General features: G+C 64.5%; 15 protein-coding genes and 2 riboswitches. Of the genes, 2 read left to right on the top strand and 13 right to left on the bottom strand.

The annotated features are described in order from the left end of the window. A partial coding sequence (locus H928_RS29445) for a folate-binding protein YgfZ (protein WP_043341679.1) occupies positions 1-696 on the bottom strand: 696 nt, incomplete at its 3' end. Between the two features lie 61 nt (positions 697-757). On the opposite strand from H928_RS29445, the gene mltG reads away from it, so the two are divergent. Further along, a complete protein-coding gene (gene mltG / locus H928_RS0122935) occupies positions 758-1,732 on the top strand; it encodes an endolytic transglycosylase MltG (RefSeq protein WP_148293274.1) in 975 nt (324 codons plus the stop codon). 88 nt (positions 1,733-1,820) lie between these two features. On the opposite strand, the gene H928_RS30375 is transcribed toward mltG, so the two are convergent. The 10 genes from H928_RS30375 to H928_RS0122985 form a co-directional block, all read right to left on the bottom strand. Then, positions 1,821-3,839, bottom strand: coding sequence for a diguanylate cyclase domain-containing protein (locus H928_RS30375; protein WP_158400623.1), 2,019 nt, complete (start codon positions 3,837-3,839; stop codon positions 1,821-1,823). Positions 3,840-4,058: 219 nt separating this feature from the next. Next, positions 4,059-4,811, bottom strand: a complete 753-nt coding sequence (locus H928_RS0122945) for a sulfite exporter TauE/SafE family protein (RefSeq protein WP_021028597.1) — start codon at positions 4,809-4,811, stop codon at positions 4,059-4,061. A 119-nt stretch (positions 4,812-4,930) separates the two neighbouring features. Beyond that, on the bottom strand, positions 4,931-7,831 hold the full coding sequence (gene gcvP / locus H928_RS0122950) for an aminomethyl-transferring glycine dehydrogenase (RefSeq protein WP_021028598.1): 2,901 nt from the start codon (positions 7,829-7,831) through the stop codon (positions 4,931-4,933). Between the two features lie 146 nt (positions 7,832-7,977). After that, entirely contained in the window at positions 7,978-8,352 is a 375-nt protein-coding gene (gene gcvH, locus H928_RS0122955; protein WP_021028599.1) for a glycine cleavage system protein GcvH, read from the bottom strand. Positions 8,353-8,422: 70 nt separating this feature from the next. Then, positions 8,423-9,556: a glycine cleavage system aminomethyltransferase GcvT gene (gene gcvT / locus H928_RS0122960; protein WP_021028600.1), complete on the bottom strand. Its 1,134-nt coding sequence runs from the start codon at positions 9,554-9,556 to the stop codon at positions 8,423-8,425. 51 nt (positions 9,557-9,607) lie between these two features. Further along, positions 9,608-9,719, bottom strand: a riboswitch (glycine riboswitch). Positions 9,720-9,736: 17 nt separating this feature from the next. Beyond that, positions 9,737-9,856, bottom strand: a riboswitch (glycine riboswitch). A 97-nt stretch (positions 9,857-9,953) separates the two neighbouring features. Continuing rightward, positions 9,954-11,228 carry a TRAP transporter large permease gene (locus H928_RS0122965; RefSeq protein WP_021028601.1) on the bottom strand — a complete coding sequence of 425 codons (1,275 nt, stop codon included), beginning with the start codon at positions 11,226-11,228 and terminating at the stop codon, positions 9,954-9,956. Continuing rightward, complete coding sequence (locus H928_RS0122970) at positions 11,225-11,719, bottom strand: TRAP transporter small permease (protein ID WP_027011305.1); 495 nt, start codon at positions 11,717-11,719, stop codon at positions 11,225-11,227. Before H928_RS0122970 ends, H928_RS0122965 begins: the two co-directional genes overlap by 4 nt. Before the next feature lie 284 nt (positions 11,720-12,003). Further along, positions 12,004-12,981, bottom strand: a complete 978-nt coding sequence (locus tag H928_RS0122975) for a TRAP transporter substrate-binding protein (protein WP_021028603.1) — start codon at positions 12,979-12,981, stop codon at positions 12,004-12,006. A gap of 311 nt (positions 12,982-13,292) precedes the next feature. Continuing rightward, entirely contained in the window at positions 13,293-14,048 is a 756-nt protein-coding gene (locus H928_RS0122980; protein WP_021028604.1) for a nucleotidyltransferase family protein, read from the bottom strand. Between the two features lie 48 nt (positions 14,049-14,096). Continuing rightward, a complete protein-coding gene (locus H928_RS0122985; protein ID WP_021028605.1) occupies positions 14,097-15,221 on the bottom strand; it encodes a sterol desaturase family protein in 1,125 nt (374 codons plus the stop codon). Between the two features lie 479 nt (positions 15,222-15,700). Here H928_RS0122985 and H928_RS0122990 point away from each other — a divergent pair, with 479 nt between their 5' ends. Beyond that, a complete protein-coding gene (locus tag H928_RS0122990) occupies positions 15,701-16,162 on the top strand; it encodes an Lrp/AsnC family transcriptional regulator (protein ID WP_043341700.1) in 462 nt (153 codons plus the stop codon). A 126-nt stretch (positions 16,163-16,288) separates the two neighbouring features. Here the strand turns inward: H928_RS0122990 and hemP are convergent, their stop codons facing one another. Beyond that, complete coding sequence (hemP, locus tag H928_RS0122995; protein ID WP_021028607.1) at positions 16,289-16,489, bottom strand: hemin uptake protein HemP; 201 nt, start codon at positions 16,487-16,489, stop codon at positions 16,289-16,291. 222 nt (positions 16,490-16,711) lie between these two features. Further along, on the bottom strand, positions 16,712-17,677 hold a 966-nt coding region (locus H928_RS29455), incomplete at its 5' end, for a tripartite tricarboxylate transporter substrate binding protein (RefSeq protein WP_158400624.1).

The raw sequence follows: 17,677 nt of genomic DNA on the forward strand, positions 1-17,677 counted from the left end.
CCGGTACATGCGGCGCTTGAGGGTGCCGCGGAACTGGCTGCGTGCCACCACTTCCTGGCCGGGGTAGCAGCCTTTTTTGAAGCTCACACCGTCGACCGATTCAAAGTTCAGCATCTGGGGCACAAAGGCATCGACCACTGGTGTGGTGATCAGTGGCACACCGGCTTGCACCATGGACAGCTGCCAGGCCTCCGCGCTGATGGCGGGGCTGGCCGTGGCCTGCGCGGGCAGGGTGCTGCCCGCAGGGGCGGCGAGCAGCGCACGGCTCTCGCCGTCTGCGGCATAGAGGCGCACCACGGAAGCATCCTCCAGCGCAAGCACTTGCCAGGGCGCCAGGTTGCGCGCTTCGGCGGGCACGGCATCACCGGCCAGGCCCAGCAGTTGCACGGCCTCGGTCGCATCGCTGAGCTTGCACTTGGCGCGCAGCACAAACATCGACAGGCGTTTGAGCGTGGCGGGCAGCACATCGCGGCTGGGGAGCAGCCAGAACTCGTCTGCGCTGCGTTTGATCACAATAAAGCTGGCCTGCATGCGGCCCTTGGCCGACAGAAAGGCCGCCAGCCTGGCCTGGCCGACGGGCAGCAACTGCACATCATGGCTGAGCTGGCCCTGCAAAAAGCTGGCGGCATCGGCGCCCTCGGCGCGGATTACGCCCAAATGCTGGAGCGAAAGGTGTCCCTGTAATGCTTGAGTCATGGGGTGAATTATGATGCTCGCTCCATTGCACGGAGGCGGTAGGGTTGTGAAGCGTTTATTCATGTTGATTGTTGTGCTGGCACTGGCCGCTGCCGGTGCGGGCTATGTCTGGTTGAACCAGCCGCTGGCCCTGGGCAAAGGCGGCAGCACCGCAGAGCTGGAGATTGAGCCGGGCACCTCGCCGCGTGCGGTGGCCCAGGCGGTGCAGGCCGTGGGCATCGAGGTGAATCCGGATCTGCTGTACTGGTGGTTCCGCCTCTCGGGCCAGGACCGCAAGATCCGCGCGGGCAACTACGAGATACCCGCCGGCACGACGCCGCGCAGCCTGCTGGCGCGCCTGGTGCGCGGTGAAGACAGCCAGCGCGTGCTGACCATTGTCGAAGGCTGGAACCTGCGCCAGGTGCGTGCGGCCCTGGCCAAGGAAGAGCACCTGCGCCACGACACGGCAGCCATGACGCCCGAGCAGATCATGGCAGCGCTGGGCCGGCCCGATATGCCGGCCGAAGGCCGGTTTTTCCCCGATACCTATGCGTTTTCCAAGGGCAGCAGCGATCTGGCCTTGATGCGCCGCGCGATGCTGGCGATGGACAAGCGGCTCGAAGCGGTCTGGTCGCTCAATCCCTCGGACAGCCCGCTCAAGAGCCCGCAGGATTTGCTGACGCTGGCCAGCATTGTCGAGAAGGAAACCGGACGAGCCGAGGACCGGGCGATGGTGGCAGGGGTTTTCATCAACCGCCTGCGCATCGGCATGCTGCTGCAGACGGACCCGACCGTCATCTACGGCCTGGGTGAAAAATTCGATGGCAATCTGCGCAAGCGCGACCTGCAGACCGATACGCCCTGGAACACCTATACCCGCGCCGGCTTGCCGCCCACGCCGATCGCCATGCCCGGCAAGGCCTCGCTGATGGCCGCAATCCAGCCCGAGAACACCAAGGCGCTGTACTTTGTCGCCAAGGGCGATGGCAGCAGCCATTTCAGCCAGAGCCTGGACGAGCACAACCGCGCGGTGAACACCTATATCCGTGGCAAGTAGTCGCGGGCACTGGCGCCAGCCGGACCGATGAGAGAAGCCAGCCATAGCGCTGGCTTTTTCGTTTCAGCGCGGGCAGGGGGCCTGCGTGTTATGGGCTGCTGCTGCCCAGCGCCTCGGTGTAGAACGCATAGCGCCCCCGGCCTTGCTGCTTGGCCTGGTAGAGCGCCCTGTCGGCCTTGCGCAGCAGGCCGTCCGGGTCTTGCGTGTCAGAGGGCTGGGTCAGCAGCGCGATGCCCACGGACACACCAATGCTGACCCGCTGGCCTTCGATCACATAGTCGGCACTGAGCTTGTCGATCACCCGCTGGGCCAGGCTGGCAGCGGCTTGTGCCGAGGAGGCGTTTTGCACGATGCAAAATTCGTCACCGCCCATGCGCACCACCAGGTCGGTGTCGCGCAGCAGCTCACGCAGGCGCTCGGCCACTGCGCACAGCAGCGCGTCGCCGGTGGCGTGGCCGAGGGTGTCATTGACCTGTTTGAAGCGGTCCAGGTCCAGATACAGCAAGGCGCCAGCGGTGCCGCCTGGCGTGCAGATCGGCTTTTGCAACAGGCTGCGGTTGGGCAGGCCGGTGAGCGGGTCGTGCAGCGCCAGGTAGGCGACCTCGGCCTGCGCACGCTTGCGGTCGTCCACGTCTTCGAGCACGCCCAGCCATTCGCTGATGCGCTGCTGCTCGTCCACAATGGCGGCGCCCCGGGCGCGCATCCAGCGCCAGGCGCCGTCCTGGGTGCGCAGGCGCAACTCCACATCCAAGGTGTGGCGGTGGTCGGTCAACAGCGGCACGGCCTGGTTTTGCAGCTGCGCGGCGTCCTCGGGGTGCACATGGCGCAGCCAGCCCAGCTGCAGGGCCTGCGCATCGGGCGCGCCACCCAGGGCCTGCCAACCGACGATGGACAGCGCGCGGCCTTTGGCATCGAGGCTCCACTGCACCGACGCGCCGGCATGGGCCAAGGTGCGGGCGCGCTGCTCACTGGCGGCCAGCGCAGCGGCCACCTGTTTTTGCGCAGCCAAGGTCGACTCGATGCGCGCGCGTGCACGGCTGAGGCTCTGGCGCAGGATTTCATACTCCTGCACCACCAGCACCTGGCCGTCGCCGGTGGCTGCGGCATAGGACGCGCCGGTGCGCGTGCTGATGGTCAGCTGGCGGATGGGGCGCAGCAGCTGGCGCGAGACCCAGGCGCAGAGCAGGCCCGCAATGGCCAGCGCGGACAGGCTGGCCAGCACGATATGGATGACCGGCGTTTGCCAGCGGGCGTTGAAGGCTTGCAGTGGTTCGCCGGCAACCACCACCCAGCCGGGCGTCTTGGGCAGTTGGTAGAAGCTGAAGATCACCTGGCCGCCATCGGCACGCAGGGCCTCGAAGCTGCCCCGGTGGGCACCCACGGCCTGCAGCCTGGCCCAGTCGGGCACGGTGGTGCCGATAAAGCGCTCGGCATGGGCCGAGCGCGCCAGTATCCGGCCCTCGCCATCGGTGATGGCCATCAGCACGCTATCGCTGGTCTGGCTGGGCGCGATGCTCACCACCTCGGCCGGTGGCGTGGTCAGCACCAGCACCTGGGGCGATGCAGCGGCCACGCGCACCGCCATCGCCACTGCCGCCTGGCCGTCCTGGAAGAAAAGCTGTGAAAAAGCCGGCGCACTGCTGCGCAGTGCCTCATCGGCCAGCGCCCGCTGGATCGGCAGCAGCGCGGGCGCTGCCGACGAGGCCATGTCGGGCTGCTCCTGGCCCGGGCGCAGCAGCACCAGGCTGCTGGGCGCCGCCATGCCAGTGAGGCGCAGCCAGCGGTCCAGCGCGCGGGGCGAGGAGAAGTTGCCATCTGCCGCAAAGGACTGCAGCATGCTGGCGCGGTTGAGCAGGTCGGACTCGGCTGCCTGGCCCAGGTTGCTGGTGATGTCGAGCATGCGGTTGAGGCTGCTGTCCCGGTAGGACTGGGCCACATGCTGCACCGTGTAGATGCCCGCGGCCAAGATGGGCAGCGCCGCTGCCAGCATCAGCAGCACCAGGTAGGTGCTCAGCGAGCGCGCACCGGCCACCATGGACTCCAGGGCTGGGCCATTGGTGTCCATTCCTTCAGCGGGCAAAAGGGTCTGGGGGTGTCGTGCGGGCATGGGTTGGGGTGTGTCCTTTCCCATGGCGCAGGGCCAGATGCGGACACCGGTCTGGCCTGGGCTGGAGAGAGGCCGACTGGATTATCGGGGCTGGCCCGGGGCTTTTTCAGCGCCAGCGAGGGACTCTGACAATTGTTATAGGAGTGCTTTGCCCGTCCCTCAGAGGCCGGGCATGGGTGATGCCGGGTCTGTCACTTATTCGCAACAGCCCAAGCCCCGTCAAGCCCAGTTCGAAGCCAGCATGGCCAAGCCCGCGAGGGTCAGCAGGCCCAGCACCACGCGCTTGAAGGCCACATCGCTGATGCGCTCGTAGAGCCGCGCCCCCCACAGCGAGGGCAGCACCATGGCCGGCAGCGCCAGCGCCAGCTGCGGCAGCATGCGCTGGCTCACCAGGCCCGTGCCCACATAGCTGGCAAAGGTGACGGCCAGCATCGTGAGGTTGAAGTTCTGGATCACCTGGCGCTGGGTGTCGCGCGCCATGCCGGTGATCTGGCACCACAAGGTGGGCACCACGCCCGAAAAACCACCCAGCGCCGCCATGGCCCCGCCGGCCAGCCCCGCCAGCCCATTGGCCAGCGCACGCCCGGGGCCCTGGCTGAGCCGCCCCGATGCGATGCCCCCCAGCCGGTGGGAGAAGGCCATCAGCGGGCAGAAGAGGACCAGCAACGCGCCCAGCACGGTCTTGAACAGCTGGGCATCGAGCATGGGCAGCAGCTGCAGGCCCAGCGGCAGGCCGCACAGCCCCCCCAGCAAGAAGGGCCAGAGCATGCGGCCGTCAAAACCGCGCCGCACCTTGAGCGCCTGGATGATCTGCCCGCACAGACCACCAAACACCGCCAGCACCGCCGCGAGCGAGGGCTCCAGGGTCCAGGCCCACAGAGCCATGGCCGTCATGCTGTAGCCAAAGCCCGAGAGGCCCTGCACAAAGCCGGCGAGCGCTGCGCCCATGACGATGATGAGGATGCTGTCCATGCCAAGAAGTCTCCGCGCTCGGGTGCAGTCCCGGGCTGATTTTTGCTGATGGAGGAAGAGGCGTAAAAAAGCGACCCGCTGGGGTCGCTTCGGAAGAAGCCCGAAGGCTATCTTAAGACTTAAGCCGAGGTGCCGTAGCTGTCCAGCGGCACGCAGCTGCAAAACAGGTTGCGGTCGCCATAGACGTTGTCGACACGGCCCACGGGGCTCCAGTACTTGGCGCGGCGCAGCGCAGGCACCGGGTAGGCGGCAGCCTCGCGGCTGTAGCCATGGCTCCAGTCGCTGGCCAGCAGGGTCTCGGCGGTGTGGGGCGCGTTCTTGAGCAGGTTGTCATCCTGCGCGGCGCGGCCCGCTTCAATGTCGGCGATCTCGCCACGGATGGCGATCATCGCTGCGATGAAGCGGTCCAGCTCGTAGAGGCTCTCGCTCTCGGTGGGCTCGACCATCAAGGTATTGGGCACCGGGAACGACAAGGTCGGCGCATGGAAGCCGTAGTCGATCAGGCGCTTGGCGACGTCCTCGGCCATCACGCCGCAGCTGTCCTTGAAGTGGCGCAGATCCAGAATGCACTCGTGGGCCACATGGCCGTGCTCACCGGCGTACAGGGTCGGGAAGTGGGCTTCCAGGCGCTTGCTGATGTAGTTGGCGTTCAGGATCGCCGTCTCGGTGGCGCGCTTGAGGCCGGGCTCGCCCATCATGCGGATGTACATCCAGCTGATCGGCAGCACGGCGGCATTGCCCAGCGGCGCGGCGCTGACAGCGCCCACCTTGCCGGGCACACCCGCCGTGGCATGGCCGGGCAGGAAGGGCACCAGGTCTTCGACCACACAGACGGGACCGACGCCCGGGCCGCCACCGCCGTGGGGAATGCAGAAGGTCTTGTGCAGGTTCAGGTGGCTGACATCGCCGCCGAATTCGCCCGGTGCGGCCAGGCCGACCTGGGCGTTCATGTTGGCGCCATCCACATAGACGCGGCCGCCATGGCTGTGCACCAGCTGGCACAGCTCCTTCACCTGGGTCTCGAACACGCCGTGCGTGCTGGGGTAGGTGATCATGATGCAGGCCAGGTTGGCGCTGTGCTTCTCGCAGGCCAGTTGCAGGTCCGCCATGTCCACATTGCCGTTGTCATCGCACTTGGTGACCACCACCTGCAGACCCACCATCTGCGCGCTGGCCGGGTTGGTGCCGTGGGCGCTGCTGGGGATCAGGCAGATATTGCGGTGCGCCTCGCCCTTGGAGGCGTGGTAGGCCTTGATGGCCAGCAGGCCGGCGTACTCGCCTTGCGAGCCCGCATTGGGCTGCAGGCTGATGCCGGCGTAGCCGGTGGCCTGGCACAGCCATTCGCGCAGCTGGGCATCGAGCAGCGCATAGCCTTGCAGCTGGTCGGCCGGGGCAAAGGGGTGCATGTTGGCAAACTCGGGCCAGGTGATGGGGATCATCTCGCTGGTCGCGTTGAGCTTCATCGTGCAGCTGCCCAGCGGGATCATGCTGCGGTCGAGCGCCAGGTCCTTGTCCGACAGGCTGCGGATGTAGCGCAGCATCGCGGTCTCGGAATGGTGGGTGTTGAAGACCGGGTGGGTCAGGTAGGCGCTCGTGCGCTGCAGTGCTTCGGGGATCAGCGAGGTGCTGCCTTCGTCCATGGCCTCGATGTTGGGCAGGGCCTGGCCGGGCTGGGCGAAGATGCTCCAGATCAGTTCCACATCGGCGCGGCTGGAGGTTTCGTCCAGGCTGATGCACAGGTACTCGCCCCAGGCCTTGCGCAGGTTGGCGCCCTGGGCCAGTGCGCGCGCCAGGATGGCGTCGGTGGCGTCCTTGGTGTGCAGCGACAAGGTGTCGAAAGCGCTGTCATGGTGGCGGGCGCTAAAGCCCAGCGCCGCCAGGCCACGGCTCAGGATAGCGGTCAGGCGTGCCACGCGCTGGGCAATGCGCTTGAGGCCGGCCGGGCCATGGTAGACCGCGTACATGCTGGCAATCACTGCGGGCAGCACCTGGGCGGTACAGATATTGGAGGTGGCCTTTTCGCGGCGGATATGCTGCTCGCGCGTCTGCAGCGCCAGGCGGTAGGCCGGGTTGCCATGCACATCGACGCTGACGCCAACCAGGCGGCCTGGCAGCGAGCGCTTGTAGTCATCGCGGCAGGCCATGAAGGCGGCGTGCGGGCCGCCGGCGCCCATGGGCATGCCAAAGCGCTGGCTGTTGCCCACGACGATGTCGGCACCCCATTCGCCAGGCGGCGTGAGCAGGGTCAGCGCCAGCAGATCGGTGGCCACAATCGCGGCGGCCTGCTTGGCATGGATGGCATCGACGTCGGCCTTCCAGTCCACAATCCAGCCGCTTGAGGCCGGGTACTGGATGACGGCGGCAAACAGCTCGCCGGCCAGGGCCGATTCCCATTCGTCCTTGCTGTTGGCCACCAGAACCTCCAGGCCCAGTGGCGCGGCACGGGTCTGGATGACTTCGATGGTCTGGGGGTGCAGGTCACCGGCCAGCACAATGCGGTTGCTCTTGGACTTGACCGAGCGCTTGGCCAGGGTCATGGCCTCAGCAGCGGCCGTGGCTTCGTCCAGCATCGAGGCATTGGCGATGGGCATGCCGGTCAGGTCGCAGACCATGGTCTGGAAGTTGACCAGCGCTTCCATGCGGCCTTGCGAGATTTCGGCCTGGTAGGGCGTGTAGGCGGTGTACCAGGCAGGGTTCTCGAGGATATTGCGCAAAATCACGCCGGGCGTGAAAGTGCCGTAGTAGCCCTGGCCGATAAAGCTCTTGAGCACCTGGTTCTTGCTGGCCAGGACCTTGAGCTCGGCCAGCGCGGCCGCTTCGGTCACGGGCTCGGGCAGGTCCATCGGCTTGCTGCGCACGATGGAGGCGGGCAGCACCTTCTCGATCAATGCGTCGAGCGAGGGCAGGCCCAGGGCCGCCAGCATGCTGGCCTCGTCGGCGCTGCTGGGGCCAATGTGGCGGGCGATGAATTCACTGGCGTTTTCCAGCGCGGCGAGGGGCTCTTTGGAGGGCATCAGCATGGTCCGAGGCGGTGTAAATGGAGGGGTTGGGGCTGGCGCGGTATCAAAGAGCGCTGGCAGCGAGGAAAAAAGTGGGTCAGCCCGAGGGCTGGCCTGCTGGTGGCCCGCAAAATGTTCAGTGGCAGGCCAGCAGCAGGGCCAGGGCGTCAGGCGTTGGCGGCGAAGTCGTTGTAGGCGGTCTCGTCCAGCAGCGCGTCGAGCTGGGACACATCGCTCAGCTTGACCTTGAAGAACCAGCCGCTGTTGAGCGGGTCGGAGTTGGCAAGCGAGGGGTCATTGCGCAGCGCTTCGTTGACTTCGACGATCTCGCCGGTCACCGGCATGAAGACGTCAGCGGCGGCCTTGACGGACTCCACCACACCGGCGACATCGCCCTGGTTGAAGGAGGCGCCGACTTCAGGCAGATCGACAAACACCACATCGCCCAGCGCGTCTTGCGCATGGACGGTGATGCCGACGATGGCGGCATTGGTGTCGGCGCTGTTGATCCATTCGTGGTCGCGGGAGAACTTGATCGTCATAGGAATACTCCAGTTTTGTAGGCTTGAATTGTGCTCAGGCGGGTGCGGGCAGCCGCACCCAGCAGCTACTTTAGCCGCGGAAATAGCGGGGAGGGACAAAAGGCATGGCCACCACCTCAACGGGCACCGCTTTGCCGCGCACCATCGCATGCAGCTGCGTGCCGATGGCTGTCAAAGCGGGCTCCACATAGGCCATGGCAATCGGCTTGTCGATGGTCGGGGCCAGCAGGCCGCTGGTGGTCACGCCGACCACTTGGCCAGCCAGGTTGCGGATCTCGACCTGCTCGCGCACGGGAATGCGCTCTTGCGCCACCAGGCCGACGCGCTTGCGCGTCAACGTTGCCGGGTTGTCGATCTGCGCGAGCAGCTTGTCCGCACCGGGAAAGCCGCCAGCGCGGGCGCCGCCGCTGCGGCGTACCTTCTGGATCGCCCAGTTCAGGCCCGCCTCGGGTGGGGTGGTGCTGGCATCGAGGTCGCTGCCGTAGAGGCACAGGCCCGCTTCCAGGCGCAGCGAATTGCGCGCGCCCAGGCCGATGGGTTGCACTTCTGGCTGGGCCAGCAGCTTGCGCGCCAGCGCCTCGGCCTCGTGGCCGGCCACCGAAATCTCGAAGCCGTCCTCGCCGGTGTAGCCGCTGCGGGTGATAAAGCAGGCAATGCCGTCCACATCAAAATCGCCACCGGTCATGAACACCAGTTGCTCGACACCGGGTGCCAGACGGGCCAGCGCGGTGGCCGCCTGGGGGCCTTGCAAGGCCAGCAGGCCCTGGTCGGGCAGGGGCAGCACCTGGCAGCGCTGGCCGATGCGCTCGCGGATCAGCGCCATATCGGCCGCCTTGCAGGCACCGTTGACGATGACAAACAGCTCCTGCTCCGAGACGCGGAAGAACATCAGGTCATCGACAATGCCGCCCTCGTCATTGAGCAGCAGGCCATAGCGCTGCTTGCCAATGGCGAGGTCGATCACATCGACGGGCACCAGGGTTTCAAAGGCAGCGGCCGCGTCGGGGCCGATCAGGCGCAGCTGGCCCATGTGGGAGACATCAAACAGGCCCGCTGCTGTGCGGGTGTGCTTGTGTTCGGCGATCAGGCCTTGTGGGTACTGCACGGGCATGGAATAGCCGGCAAAGGGCACCATGCGGGCGCCCAGCTCGATGTGCAGGGCGTTCAAAGGGGTGGACAGCAGGGCGGATGCGTTGGCGGACATGGACTCTCCAGGGCAAATAACAAGGCATGCATCCGTTGCCGGTTGCACGCTGTTTGCCCTGCTGTCCGCTTTACCTGAGAGATTCACCCGCCGCCTTGAGGCCTGGGGGCTTGCTCCTTCGGTGGATGGCGTCCAGGCGCCATCTCTCTCCAGCTGGGAACGCCGGCAGGCATAGGCTGCGCGGCGGGGCCAGTCCTTTTGCCTGAGCGTTCAGCAGCTGCATCTGCAGTAGCCTGCGCCTTCGGCGGCCGCGCTGCGCGTTGGGGTCCAACGGGGGCGACTCTCTCCTGACTGCGGCGATTTTAGCGGCAACTGGCCGCTTGCGCCTGCAAAAGGGTTGGCCAAGACGCAAAAAAGCCACCGGCGGGCGGTGGCTTAGCGATGTAAGCGGGCCAGATCAGCGGTAGACCAGATCGCGCAAGCCCAGCGATATGCCCGGCACATAGGTGATCACCAAGAGGCACAGCAAGATCACCCCGACAAAGGGCAGCAGGTGTTTGATGATCTGGTCCAGCGATATGCGGGCTACGGTACAGGCGGCAAACAGGTTGACGCCAAAGGGCGGCGTGATCATGCCCAGCGCCAGGTTCACCACCATGATGAGGCCGAAATGCACCGGGTCGATGCCAAAGTGCATGGCTACCGGTGCCAGGATCGGGGCCAGCACGATGATGGCGGCACTGGTTTCGATGAACATGCCGATGATGAACAGCGCCGCGTTCACGCCCAGCAGGAACATGGCTGGGCTTTGCAGTACCTGCTCCAGCCAGTGGCCGATGGCATCGGGCACGCCTGCGCGGGTGATCAAAAAGGCGAACAACCCAGCATTGGCGATGATGAACATGATGATCGACGAGGAGATGGCCGATTTGCGAAGAATCGCATACAGGTCCCGGATCTTGATCTCGCGGTATATCAGCACGCCCACGACCAATGCATAGAACACGGCCACGGCCGATGCCTCGGTAGGGGTAAAGACGCCGCCATAGATGCCGCCCAAAATAATGACCGGCATCAACAGCGCCCAGCCCGCCTGCAAAAAGGCCTTGCCAAAGCCCAGGCGGCCTTCGCCATCGGTCTTGCCCCAGCCCTTGTACTTGCAGTAGGCCCAGACAAAAAACATCAATGCCCCGCTGATCAATAGCCCGGGACCAAAGCCGGCGATGAACAACTCGCCAATCGACACTTCGGCGCTGACGCCGTAAAGAATCATTGGAATCGATGGTGGAATGATGACCCCCAGCTCGGCGCTGGTCGCTTGCAGCGCGGCCGCATAGCTCTTGGGGTAGCCGTGCTTGATCAGTGCGGGAATCAAGATGGCGCCGATCGCAAAGGTGGTGGCCACCGAGGAACCCGAGACGGCTGCAAAGATCATGCAGGTGAGCACACAGGTCATTGGCAAGCCGCCTTGGACGCCGCCGACAATGCTCTTGGCAAATTCCACCAGCCGGCGCGAGATGCCACCGGTCTCCATCAGGTTGCCGGCCAGAATAAAGAACGGGATGGCGGCCAGCGGAAATTTGTTGATCGCGCCAAACATCTCCTTGACGGAGATGAGCATATTGGCATTGCTGGCCTGGATGCCCAGCACCGAGGCCAAGCCGATGGACACGGCGACAGAGACGGTGAGCGCAAAGCACAGCACCATCGTGGAAAGCATCACGGCGGTCATTGCGCGTTCTCCAGTTCAGTATTTTGGGGTTCGAGCAGGTTGCCGATGACGCCGAGCACGGCAAACAGAGCACCCACGGGCACGGCCAGGTAGGCCCAGAACATGGACAGCGATTCAAGCCCGGCCATGGTTTGCACGCCGCCTCGGCGGGCATAGTCCCAGCCCCACCAGATCAGCACGGCCAGCAGCGCCAAGGTGGCGATGCAGACCAAGCCGCTCAGCACGCGGCGCATCGCCGGTGGTGCCCAGCGCTTCAAGACATCGACGCTGACCATGGCCCCCTGGCGAAAGGCCATTGGGATCGCGAGAAATACCATCCAGATCAGGCTGAAGCGGATCAGCACTTCGGTCCATTCGGCGGGCTCTTCGAGCACAAAGCGGGTGATGATCTGGAACATGCCCAGCGTGGATGCGATGGCCAGCATCAGGCAGGCGCCAGCCATGGCGATGCCCGATGTCCAGCGCTCGAAAGCAAGAAAAGCGTTTTTCATGGTGACCGGGGTGGGCAGGCGCATGCAAAGCCGCCTGGCGCCACCCTCCTTGCGCGGGTTGACACGGCAATTGCTGGCGCCGGGCAGGCGTCAGCAGCGGTGGGGGGACCAAGGGAGGCGCTGCGATGGAGAGGTGCATGCACCTGTCCCAGCGCAGGGCTTAGAGCTGCTAACACGACCCAGCAAACCGAAGGTTTGCGGTTGAGACTAGGCGCCAAGCCGCAGGCAGTACAGACGTACGACAAGGCTTGGCAACGACGTATCAAGGGTTGTGTTAGTGGCTCCTATTGGAAGTTGCGGATGCGGTCGAGGTTAGCCTTGCCAAACTGCTTCTCGAAGTCGGCATTGGTCTTTGTCAAGGTGGCGACAAACTTGGCCTTGTCGACGTTCTCCACCACCTGCATACCCTTGGCGCGCAGCTCGGCCACGCCATTGGTGTCGTCCTGGTCCACACGGGCGCGGTTGGCCTTGGTGGCAGCCTGGGCGGCTTGCACAAAGGCAGTCTTGTCGTCGGCGCTCAGCTTGTCGTAGGCGGCCTTGTTCATCACCAGGATGCAGGGCGAGTAGACATGGCCGGTGAGGCTCAGGTGCTTTTGCACCTGGTCAAACTTGGCCGAGGTGATGACCGGCAGCGGGTTCTCCTGGCCATCGACCGTGCCTTGCTGCAGTGCGGTGAACACCTCGGGGAAGGCCATCGGCGTGGTGATGATGCCCAGCGCCTTGTAAGCCTGGATGTGGACCGGGTTCTCCATCGTGCGCATCTTCAGGCCCTTGGTGTCGTCGGGGCTGTTGATCGCGCGCTTGGAGTTGGTCATATGGCGAAAGCCGTTCTCGGCCCAGGCCAGGGCCTTAAAGCCCTTGCTGTCGAACTTGGCCAGCAGCTCGTTGCCAATGGGGCCGTCGAGCACCGCGCGGGCATGGGCCTTGTCGCGGAACAGGAAGGGCACGTCGAGGATCTTGGTCTCGGGCACAAAGTTGGGCACGGGGCCGCTGGAGCTGAAGGCCAGCTCCTGCGTGCCCAGCTGCACCGCTTCGATCGACTCGCGCTCACCGCCCAGCGCGCCGTTGTAGAAAGTCTGGATTTTGTAGCGGCCGCCGGTGCGCTGCTCGACCTCTTTGGCAAAAGTGTCGATGGCCACGCCCTGGTGCGAGTTCTGGGCCACCGAGATGCTGATGCGCATCGTCGTCTGCGCCAATGCGGGGCCTGCGGCCATCAGACCCATTGCGATACCGATACCCCAGGCCAATTTTTTCATCTGCATGACGTGTCTCCCCGGCTGTGCCGAATGGTTTTGTAGGAGCCTGCGGATGCCCGCACGCGCTTTGCATTGTGGGCAAGCCGGGGCTATTCGGTATTGGGGTTTTTATGATGTCGAACGTCTGGGCCTTGCCGTTATTGGTGGATTTATATCTAAGTGATTGATAAATAAATAAGGTGGGCGATTAATCTGGCCGGTAAATGTCGTCGCCTCTGTCTCCGTGTGGACAGAGTGGTAGGCTTTACCGCAATTCCCGCAACCCTGCCAGGGCATAGCGCCGGAGCCGATCTGGTCCTTGATGCTGCTTGGGCGGCTCAGGGGTTGAGCGCCTGCAGGCGCTCCACCGTGCCCACATCCACCCAGGTGCCGTCGTAGCGGCTGGCACTGCAGCGGCCCGCCTGCATCGCTGCGCGGAACTGCTGCACCAGCGGCATCTTGGTGCCCTGCGGATTGCCCGCAGGGATATCGCAGTAGGGCGCGCTGAACAGGGCTTTTTTCAGCAGCGCCACCGAGCAGTAGGTCAGGCGCGGGCGCGGGTCGCCTGCAGCGGGGTTCTCGGCCCGGCCCTCGGCTGTCAGCACAAAGTCGCCCTGGGGGTGGTGGGGCGCATTGGGCACCAGCCACAGATGGGCCAGGTCATCGCTCTGTGCAAAGCGCTGGCGCAGGGCCTCGTCAAACGGAAAGCCGGGGATAAAGACATCGCCCGAGACCAGCCAGAAGGCATCGTCGAGCAGCGGCAGCGCGCGGCTGATGCCGCCGCTGGTCTCGATGCCGCCACCAAAATCCAGATCCTCGCGGGAGTAGGCAATCTGCAGCCGTTCTGCACCTAGCTGCGCCTCAGCCGGGGCGGCGGGCCAGGCATCGGCCACCTGCTGGCCCAGCCAGCCGGTGTTGATGACCAGGCGTTGCACGCCGGCGCGGGCGAGTTGCTCCATGCTGTACTGCATCAGCGGCTTGCCTTGCACGGGGAGCAGGGGCTTGGGCCTGTGGTCGGTCAGCGGGCGCATGCGCTCGCCCCGGCCGGCGGCCAGCACCATGGCCTGGGCGCGAAAATCGGGAGGAAATGACATGGGTGATGGAAGCAATGGGGTCGGGCGTCCAAGCGCAGGGGGCCGTGCTCAGCCCTTCCAGGTGAAGGGAAACTTCAGCTGCTTGAAAAAGCCGTTGGGCACATAGTCGCCGAGCACGCCGTAATCGGTAGGCCAGACTTTATCGCTCTTGACGGCGGTGCCAAACACATAGTCCAAAAAGGCGAAATGGGCGGCGTAGTTCTTGTCCAGCGCCTCGGCATCCTGGCTGTGGTGCCAGTGGTGGAAGTTGGGCGTGACGATGATATAGCGCAGCGGGCCCAGCCGCACGCTGACATTGGCGTGGTTGAACACCGCCTGGAAGCCGACGATGATGATGTAGGCATCGATCACCTCCTTGCTAAAGCCCAGCACATAGATGGGCGCGAGCACCAGGGTGCGGGTGATCAGCAGCTCCAGAATGTGCTGGCGCGAGCCGGCCAGCCAGTCCATGCTTTTGACGCTGTGGTGCACCGCGTGGATGCGCCAGAGCAAGGGCACCTCATGGTAGGCGCGGTGCGTCCAGTACTGCACCAGATCGGCCACCAGGATGATCAGGAACAGCGCAACCCAGAAGTTCAGATTGGCGACCCAGCCCCGGATGCCGTCATGGGCGGCCCAGCCAAAGAACTGGTGCACCATCAGGTTGGTGGCCAGCAGCACAAAGCCGACCACCATGTGGTTGACCAGAAAGTGGTGGAAATCGGTTTGCCACTCGGGGCGGAAGACGGGCTGGTCCTTGCGCAGCGCAAACAGCTTTTCGATGAAGATGAAGATCAGCGCGCTGCCCAGCAGGTCCAGAATGAACCAGTCCAGGCCGATATAGGGCGTGTTGGTGGCAAAGCTGCCCACGGGCACCTTGTGGCCGCCCAAGAGCGCCGACAGCACCACCAGGCCAAAAGCCGAGGCGGCCAGCCAGCGCACCCGGCCCAGCACGATCAGCGCGACCGACAGGCCCCCGGCAATCACCATGCTCCAGAACAGCAGCTGGCGCATCACATCGACGTTGTAGCTGCGGCGCAGCTCAGGCGTGGTGAGGTACTGCGGGAAGTGAAAGGCCAGCACGCCCAAAAAGCACAGTGCTGCCAAGATCAGCGCAATGACGCCGGCCACCATGCCCCGGCCCGCGCGCAAGGCGCCATGGCTTTCGGACAGTTCGTTGAGTCGCTTAAACATAGCTGCTTATTGACCGTTCGTATGCGCTGATCTCCAAACTCTTAGGCGCATAGAGGGCGGTCTGTTGTCGTTGTTCCAGGGCGCCACTATGCCATGGCACAGGCGCAAGCTGCGCAGGGAAACGGGGACGCAAATGCAATAGTTTTGTTACATAAGAAGCGAGCGAGGGGGCCTCTGCGTCACCGTTGCCAAGTGGCATGGATGTGGATCTGCTGGGACCGCGTTCAGACCATGGCAGCGGCGTTTGCAGAAGGCGCCAGCTGCGCCGCAATGCAACAGCCCCCATGGCAGCGGTAACCGCCTGGGGGCTGGTGGAGAGAGGGGCTGCCGGTAAGCAGGCTCTGCCAGAAAGAGACTTCGGTAAAAGTGTTTCGATGCAGAAAGTATGCAGGCTTGTACGCCAAAAAATATTTTGCTTTCCTGGGTTTATGCCATTAATATAGAAAAATATTCTAAATTCTTGATTGCTGCAGAAAATCATGCTTCTCGATACGTTGGACCGCAAAATACTCCGCCAGCTGCAACACAACAGCCGCGCCAGCCTGCAGGAGATTGGCCAGGCGGTGGGCTTGAGCGCCTCGCCCTGCTGGGGCCGCATCAAGAAGATGGAAGAGGCCGGCGTGATCCAGGGCTATTCGGTGCGGCTGTCGCCCCAGGCGCTGGGCCTGGGCGATACGGTACTGGTGATGGTGACCCTCGACAGCCACAGCGACAACACCTTGGAAAAGTTTGGCGAGCTGCTGGCCACCATCCCCGAGGTGGTGGAGGCGCACCTGGTCTCCGGCGAGTACGACTACCTGCTGCGCGTGGTCGTCAAGGACACCCGCGACTACGAGCGCCTGCTGCGTGAGAAGCTCTACAAGATCAAGGGCATACGCCACAGCCAGTCGAGCTTTGTGCTGCGCACGCTCAAGCACGCGGATTTGCCGCTGGGTGTGTAGCGAGCCCCCTGCATCGCAAACCCGGCGCGCATAAAAAAGCCAACTTCCAGGAGTTGGCTTTTTGCTGTGCACGAAGCTGGGCGCTTGCCCCGGCCTCTGGGGGGCAGCAATCCGGTACAGGCTTGCTTACTTGGTCAGGATCAGCTTGCCCAGCTTGGTGGTCTGCAAACGGTAGATGGCGCCGTTGTGCACGATGGATACCGCTTTGGCGCCTTGGAGCAGCTCACTGCTCTCCAGCGCGGCCGATTGCGTGGCATGGCCTTGGGACGCGCTGGCACTCTTGCTGGCAGCGGCAAGCGGGGTGGCGGGTAGGGCGATGGTTTGCATGGCAGTGCTCACAGGGATAAAACTGAAGCAAATGATAACGATTCGTATTCGTGAAGTCCAGTGTTTATTTGAAATTTGCCACGGTAAAAGGCAAAAAGCCACGGTCGCGGCGTGGGCGACCGTGGCGGGGGCAGGCTGGTGCGGCCTTTGCGGCGCGAATCCAGGTGCTAATCGAGGTGCCTATCAAGGTGCCAGCAGGCATGACGAGGCGCCAACAGGCGCTCAGGTCGGCTGCACACCGGCATCGGCCAGCAGCTTTTTCCAGATCGGCAGCTCACGCTTCCAGTCGTCCTGAAAGCGCGCCGGGCTGTCATCGGTCAAAGGCACAAAGCCGGCCACCAGCACGCGGGCATTGACATCGCGCGTCTGCAGGGCCTTGCGCACTTCGGCGCCAAGCTGCTCGAGCACGGGCGCCGGCGTGCCGCCAGTGGCCGCCATGCCCAGCCAGCCGGAGATCGTGAACGCGTCTTGCTTGTGGCCTTGTTCGGCAAAGGTGGGCACGTCGGGCAGCGCGGGCACGCGGTTGGGGCCGGTAAAGCTGATGGCGCGCAGCTTGCCGCTGTCGATATGCTGCTTGAGCGAGAGGATGCTGCCGATGCCCATCATCAGCTGGCCGCCCACAAGGTCTTGCACCATCGGCGCCTCGCCCTTGTAGGCGATGTGGCTCATGTCCGCCTGGGTCAGGTTGCTCAGGCTCGCCAGCACCAGATGGCCTTGCGAGCCAATGCCATAGCTGCCGTAGGACAGCTTGCCCTTGTTGGCGCTGATATAGGCGATGAGCTCTTGCAGATTGCGTGCAGGCACCTGGCTGTTGGTGACCAGCACAATCGGCGCCCAGCAGATACGCACCACGGGCACCATGTCCTTTTGCGGGTCATAGGCCATTTTCTTGAACATGAACTGGTTCGACAGCATCGTGCTGGTCGTCCCCAGGGTCAAGGTATGGCCATCGGCCACTGCCTTGGCCACCGCATCACAGGCCAGCAGGCCCGCTGCGCCGGGGCGGTTGTCGACGATGGCCGGCTGGCCCAGCTGCTGGCCCAGCCGGTCACTGACGCTGCGCGCCAGCACATCGGTGGCCCCGCCCGGCGCAAACGGCACGATCACGCGCAGTGGCTTGGTTGGGAAGCTGGCCTTGTCGCTGGCTGCGCGCGCGACCGTGGCGAGTGGCAGGCCACTGGCAGCGGG

Source organism: Comamonas sp. B-9, from assembly GCF_000410635.1.
Classification (GTDB): Bacteria; Pseudomonadota; Gammaproteobacteria; order Burkholderiales; family Burkholderiaceae_C; genus Comamonas.

Coding starts and splice junctions, on each gene's coding strand:
- mltG (WP_148293274.1), top strand. CDS start 758: ATGTTGATTGTTGTGCTGGCACTGGCCGCTGCCGGTGCGGGCTATGTC.
- H928_RS30375 (WP_158400623.1), bottom strand. CDS start 3,839: ATGCCCGCACGACACCCCCAGACCCTTTTGCCCGCTGAAGGAATGGAC.
- H928_RS0122945 (WP_021028597.1), bottom strand. CDS start 4,811: ATGGACAGCATCCTCATCATCGTCATGGGCGCAGCGCTCGCCGGCTTT.
- gcvP (WP_021028598.1), bottom strand. CDS start 7,831: ATGCTGATGCCCTCCAAAGAGCCCCTCGCCGCGCTGGAAAACGCCAGT.
- gcvH (WP_021028599.1), bottom strand. CDS start 8,352: ATGACGATCAAGTTCTCCCGCGACCACGAATGGATCAACAGCGCCGAC.
- gcvT (WP_021028600.1), bottom strand. CDS start 9,556: ATGTCCGCCAACGCATCCGCCCTGCTGTCCACCCCTTTGAACGCCCTG.
- H928_RS0122965 (WP_021028601.1), bottom strand. CDS start 11,228: ATGACCGCCGTGATGCTTTCCACGATGGTGCTGTGCTTTGCGCTCACC.
- H928_RS0122970 (WP_027011305.1), bottom strand. CDS start 11,719: ATGAAAAACGCTTTTCTTGCTTTCGAGCGCTGGACATCGGGCATCGCC.
- H928_RS0122975 (WP_021028603.1), bottom strand. CDS start 12,981: ATGCAGATGAAAAAATTGGCCTGGGGTATCGGTATCGCAATGGGTCTG.
- H928_RS0122980 (WP_021028604.1), bottom strand. CDS start 14,048: ATGTCATTTCCTCCCGATTTTCGCGCCCAGGCCATGGTGCTGGCCGCC.
- H928_RS0122985 (WP_021028605.1), bottom strand. CDS start 15,221: ATGTTTAAGCGACTCAACGAACTGTCCGAAAGCCATGGCGCCTTGCGC.
- H928_RS0122990 (WP_043341700.1), top strand. CDS start 15,701: ATGCTTCTCGATACGTTGGACCGCAAAATACTCCGCCAGCTGCAACAC.
- hemP (WP_021028607.1), bottom strand. CDS start 16,489: ATGCAAACCATCGCCCTACCCGCCACCCCGCTTGCCGCTGCCAGCAAG.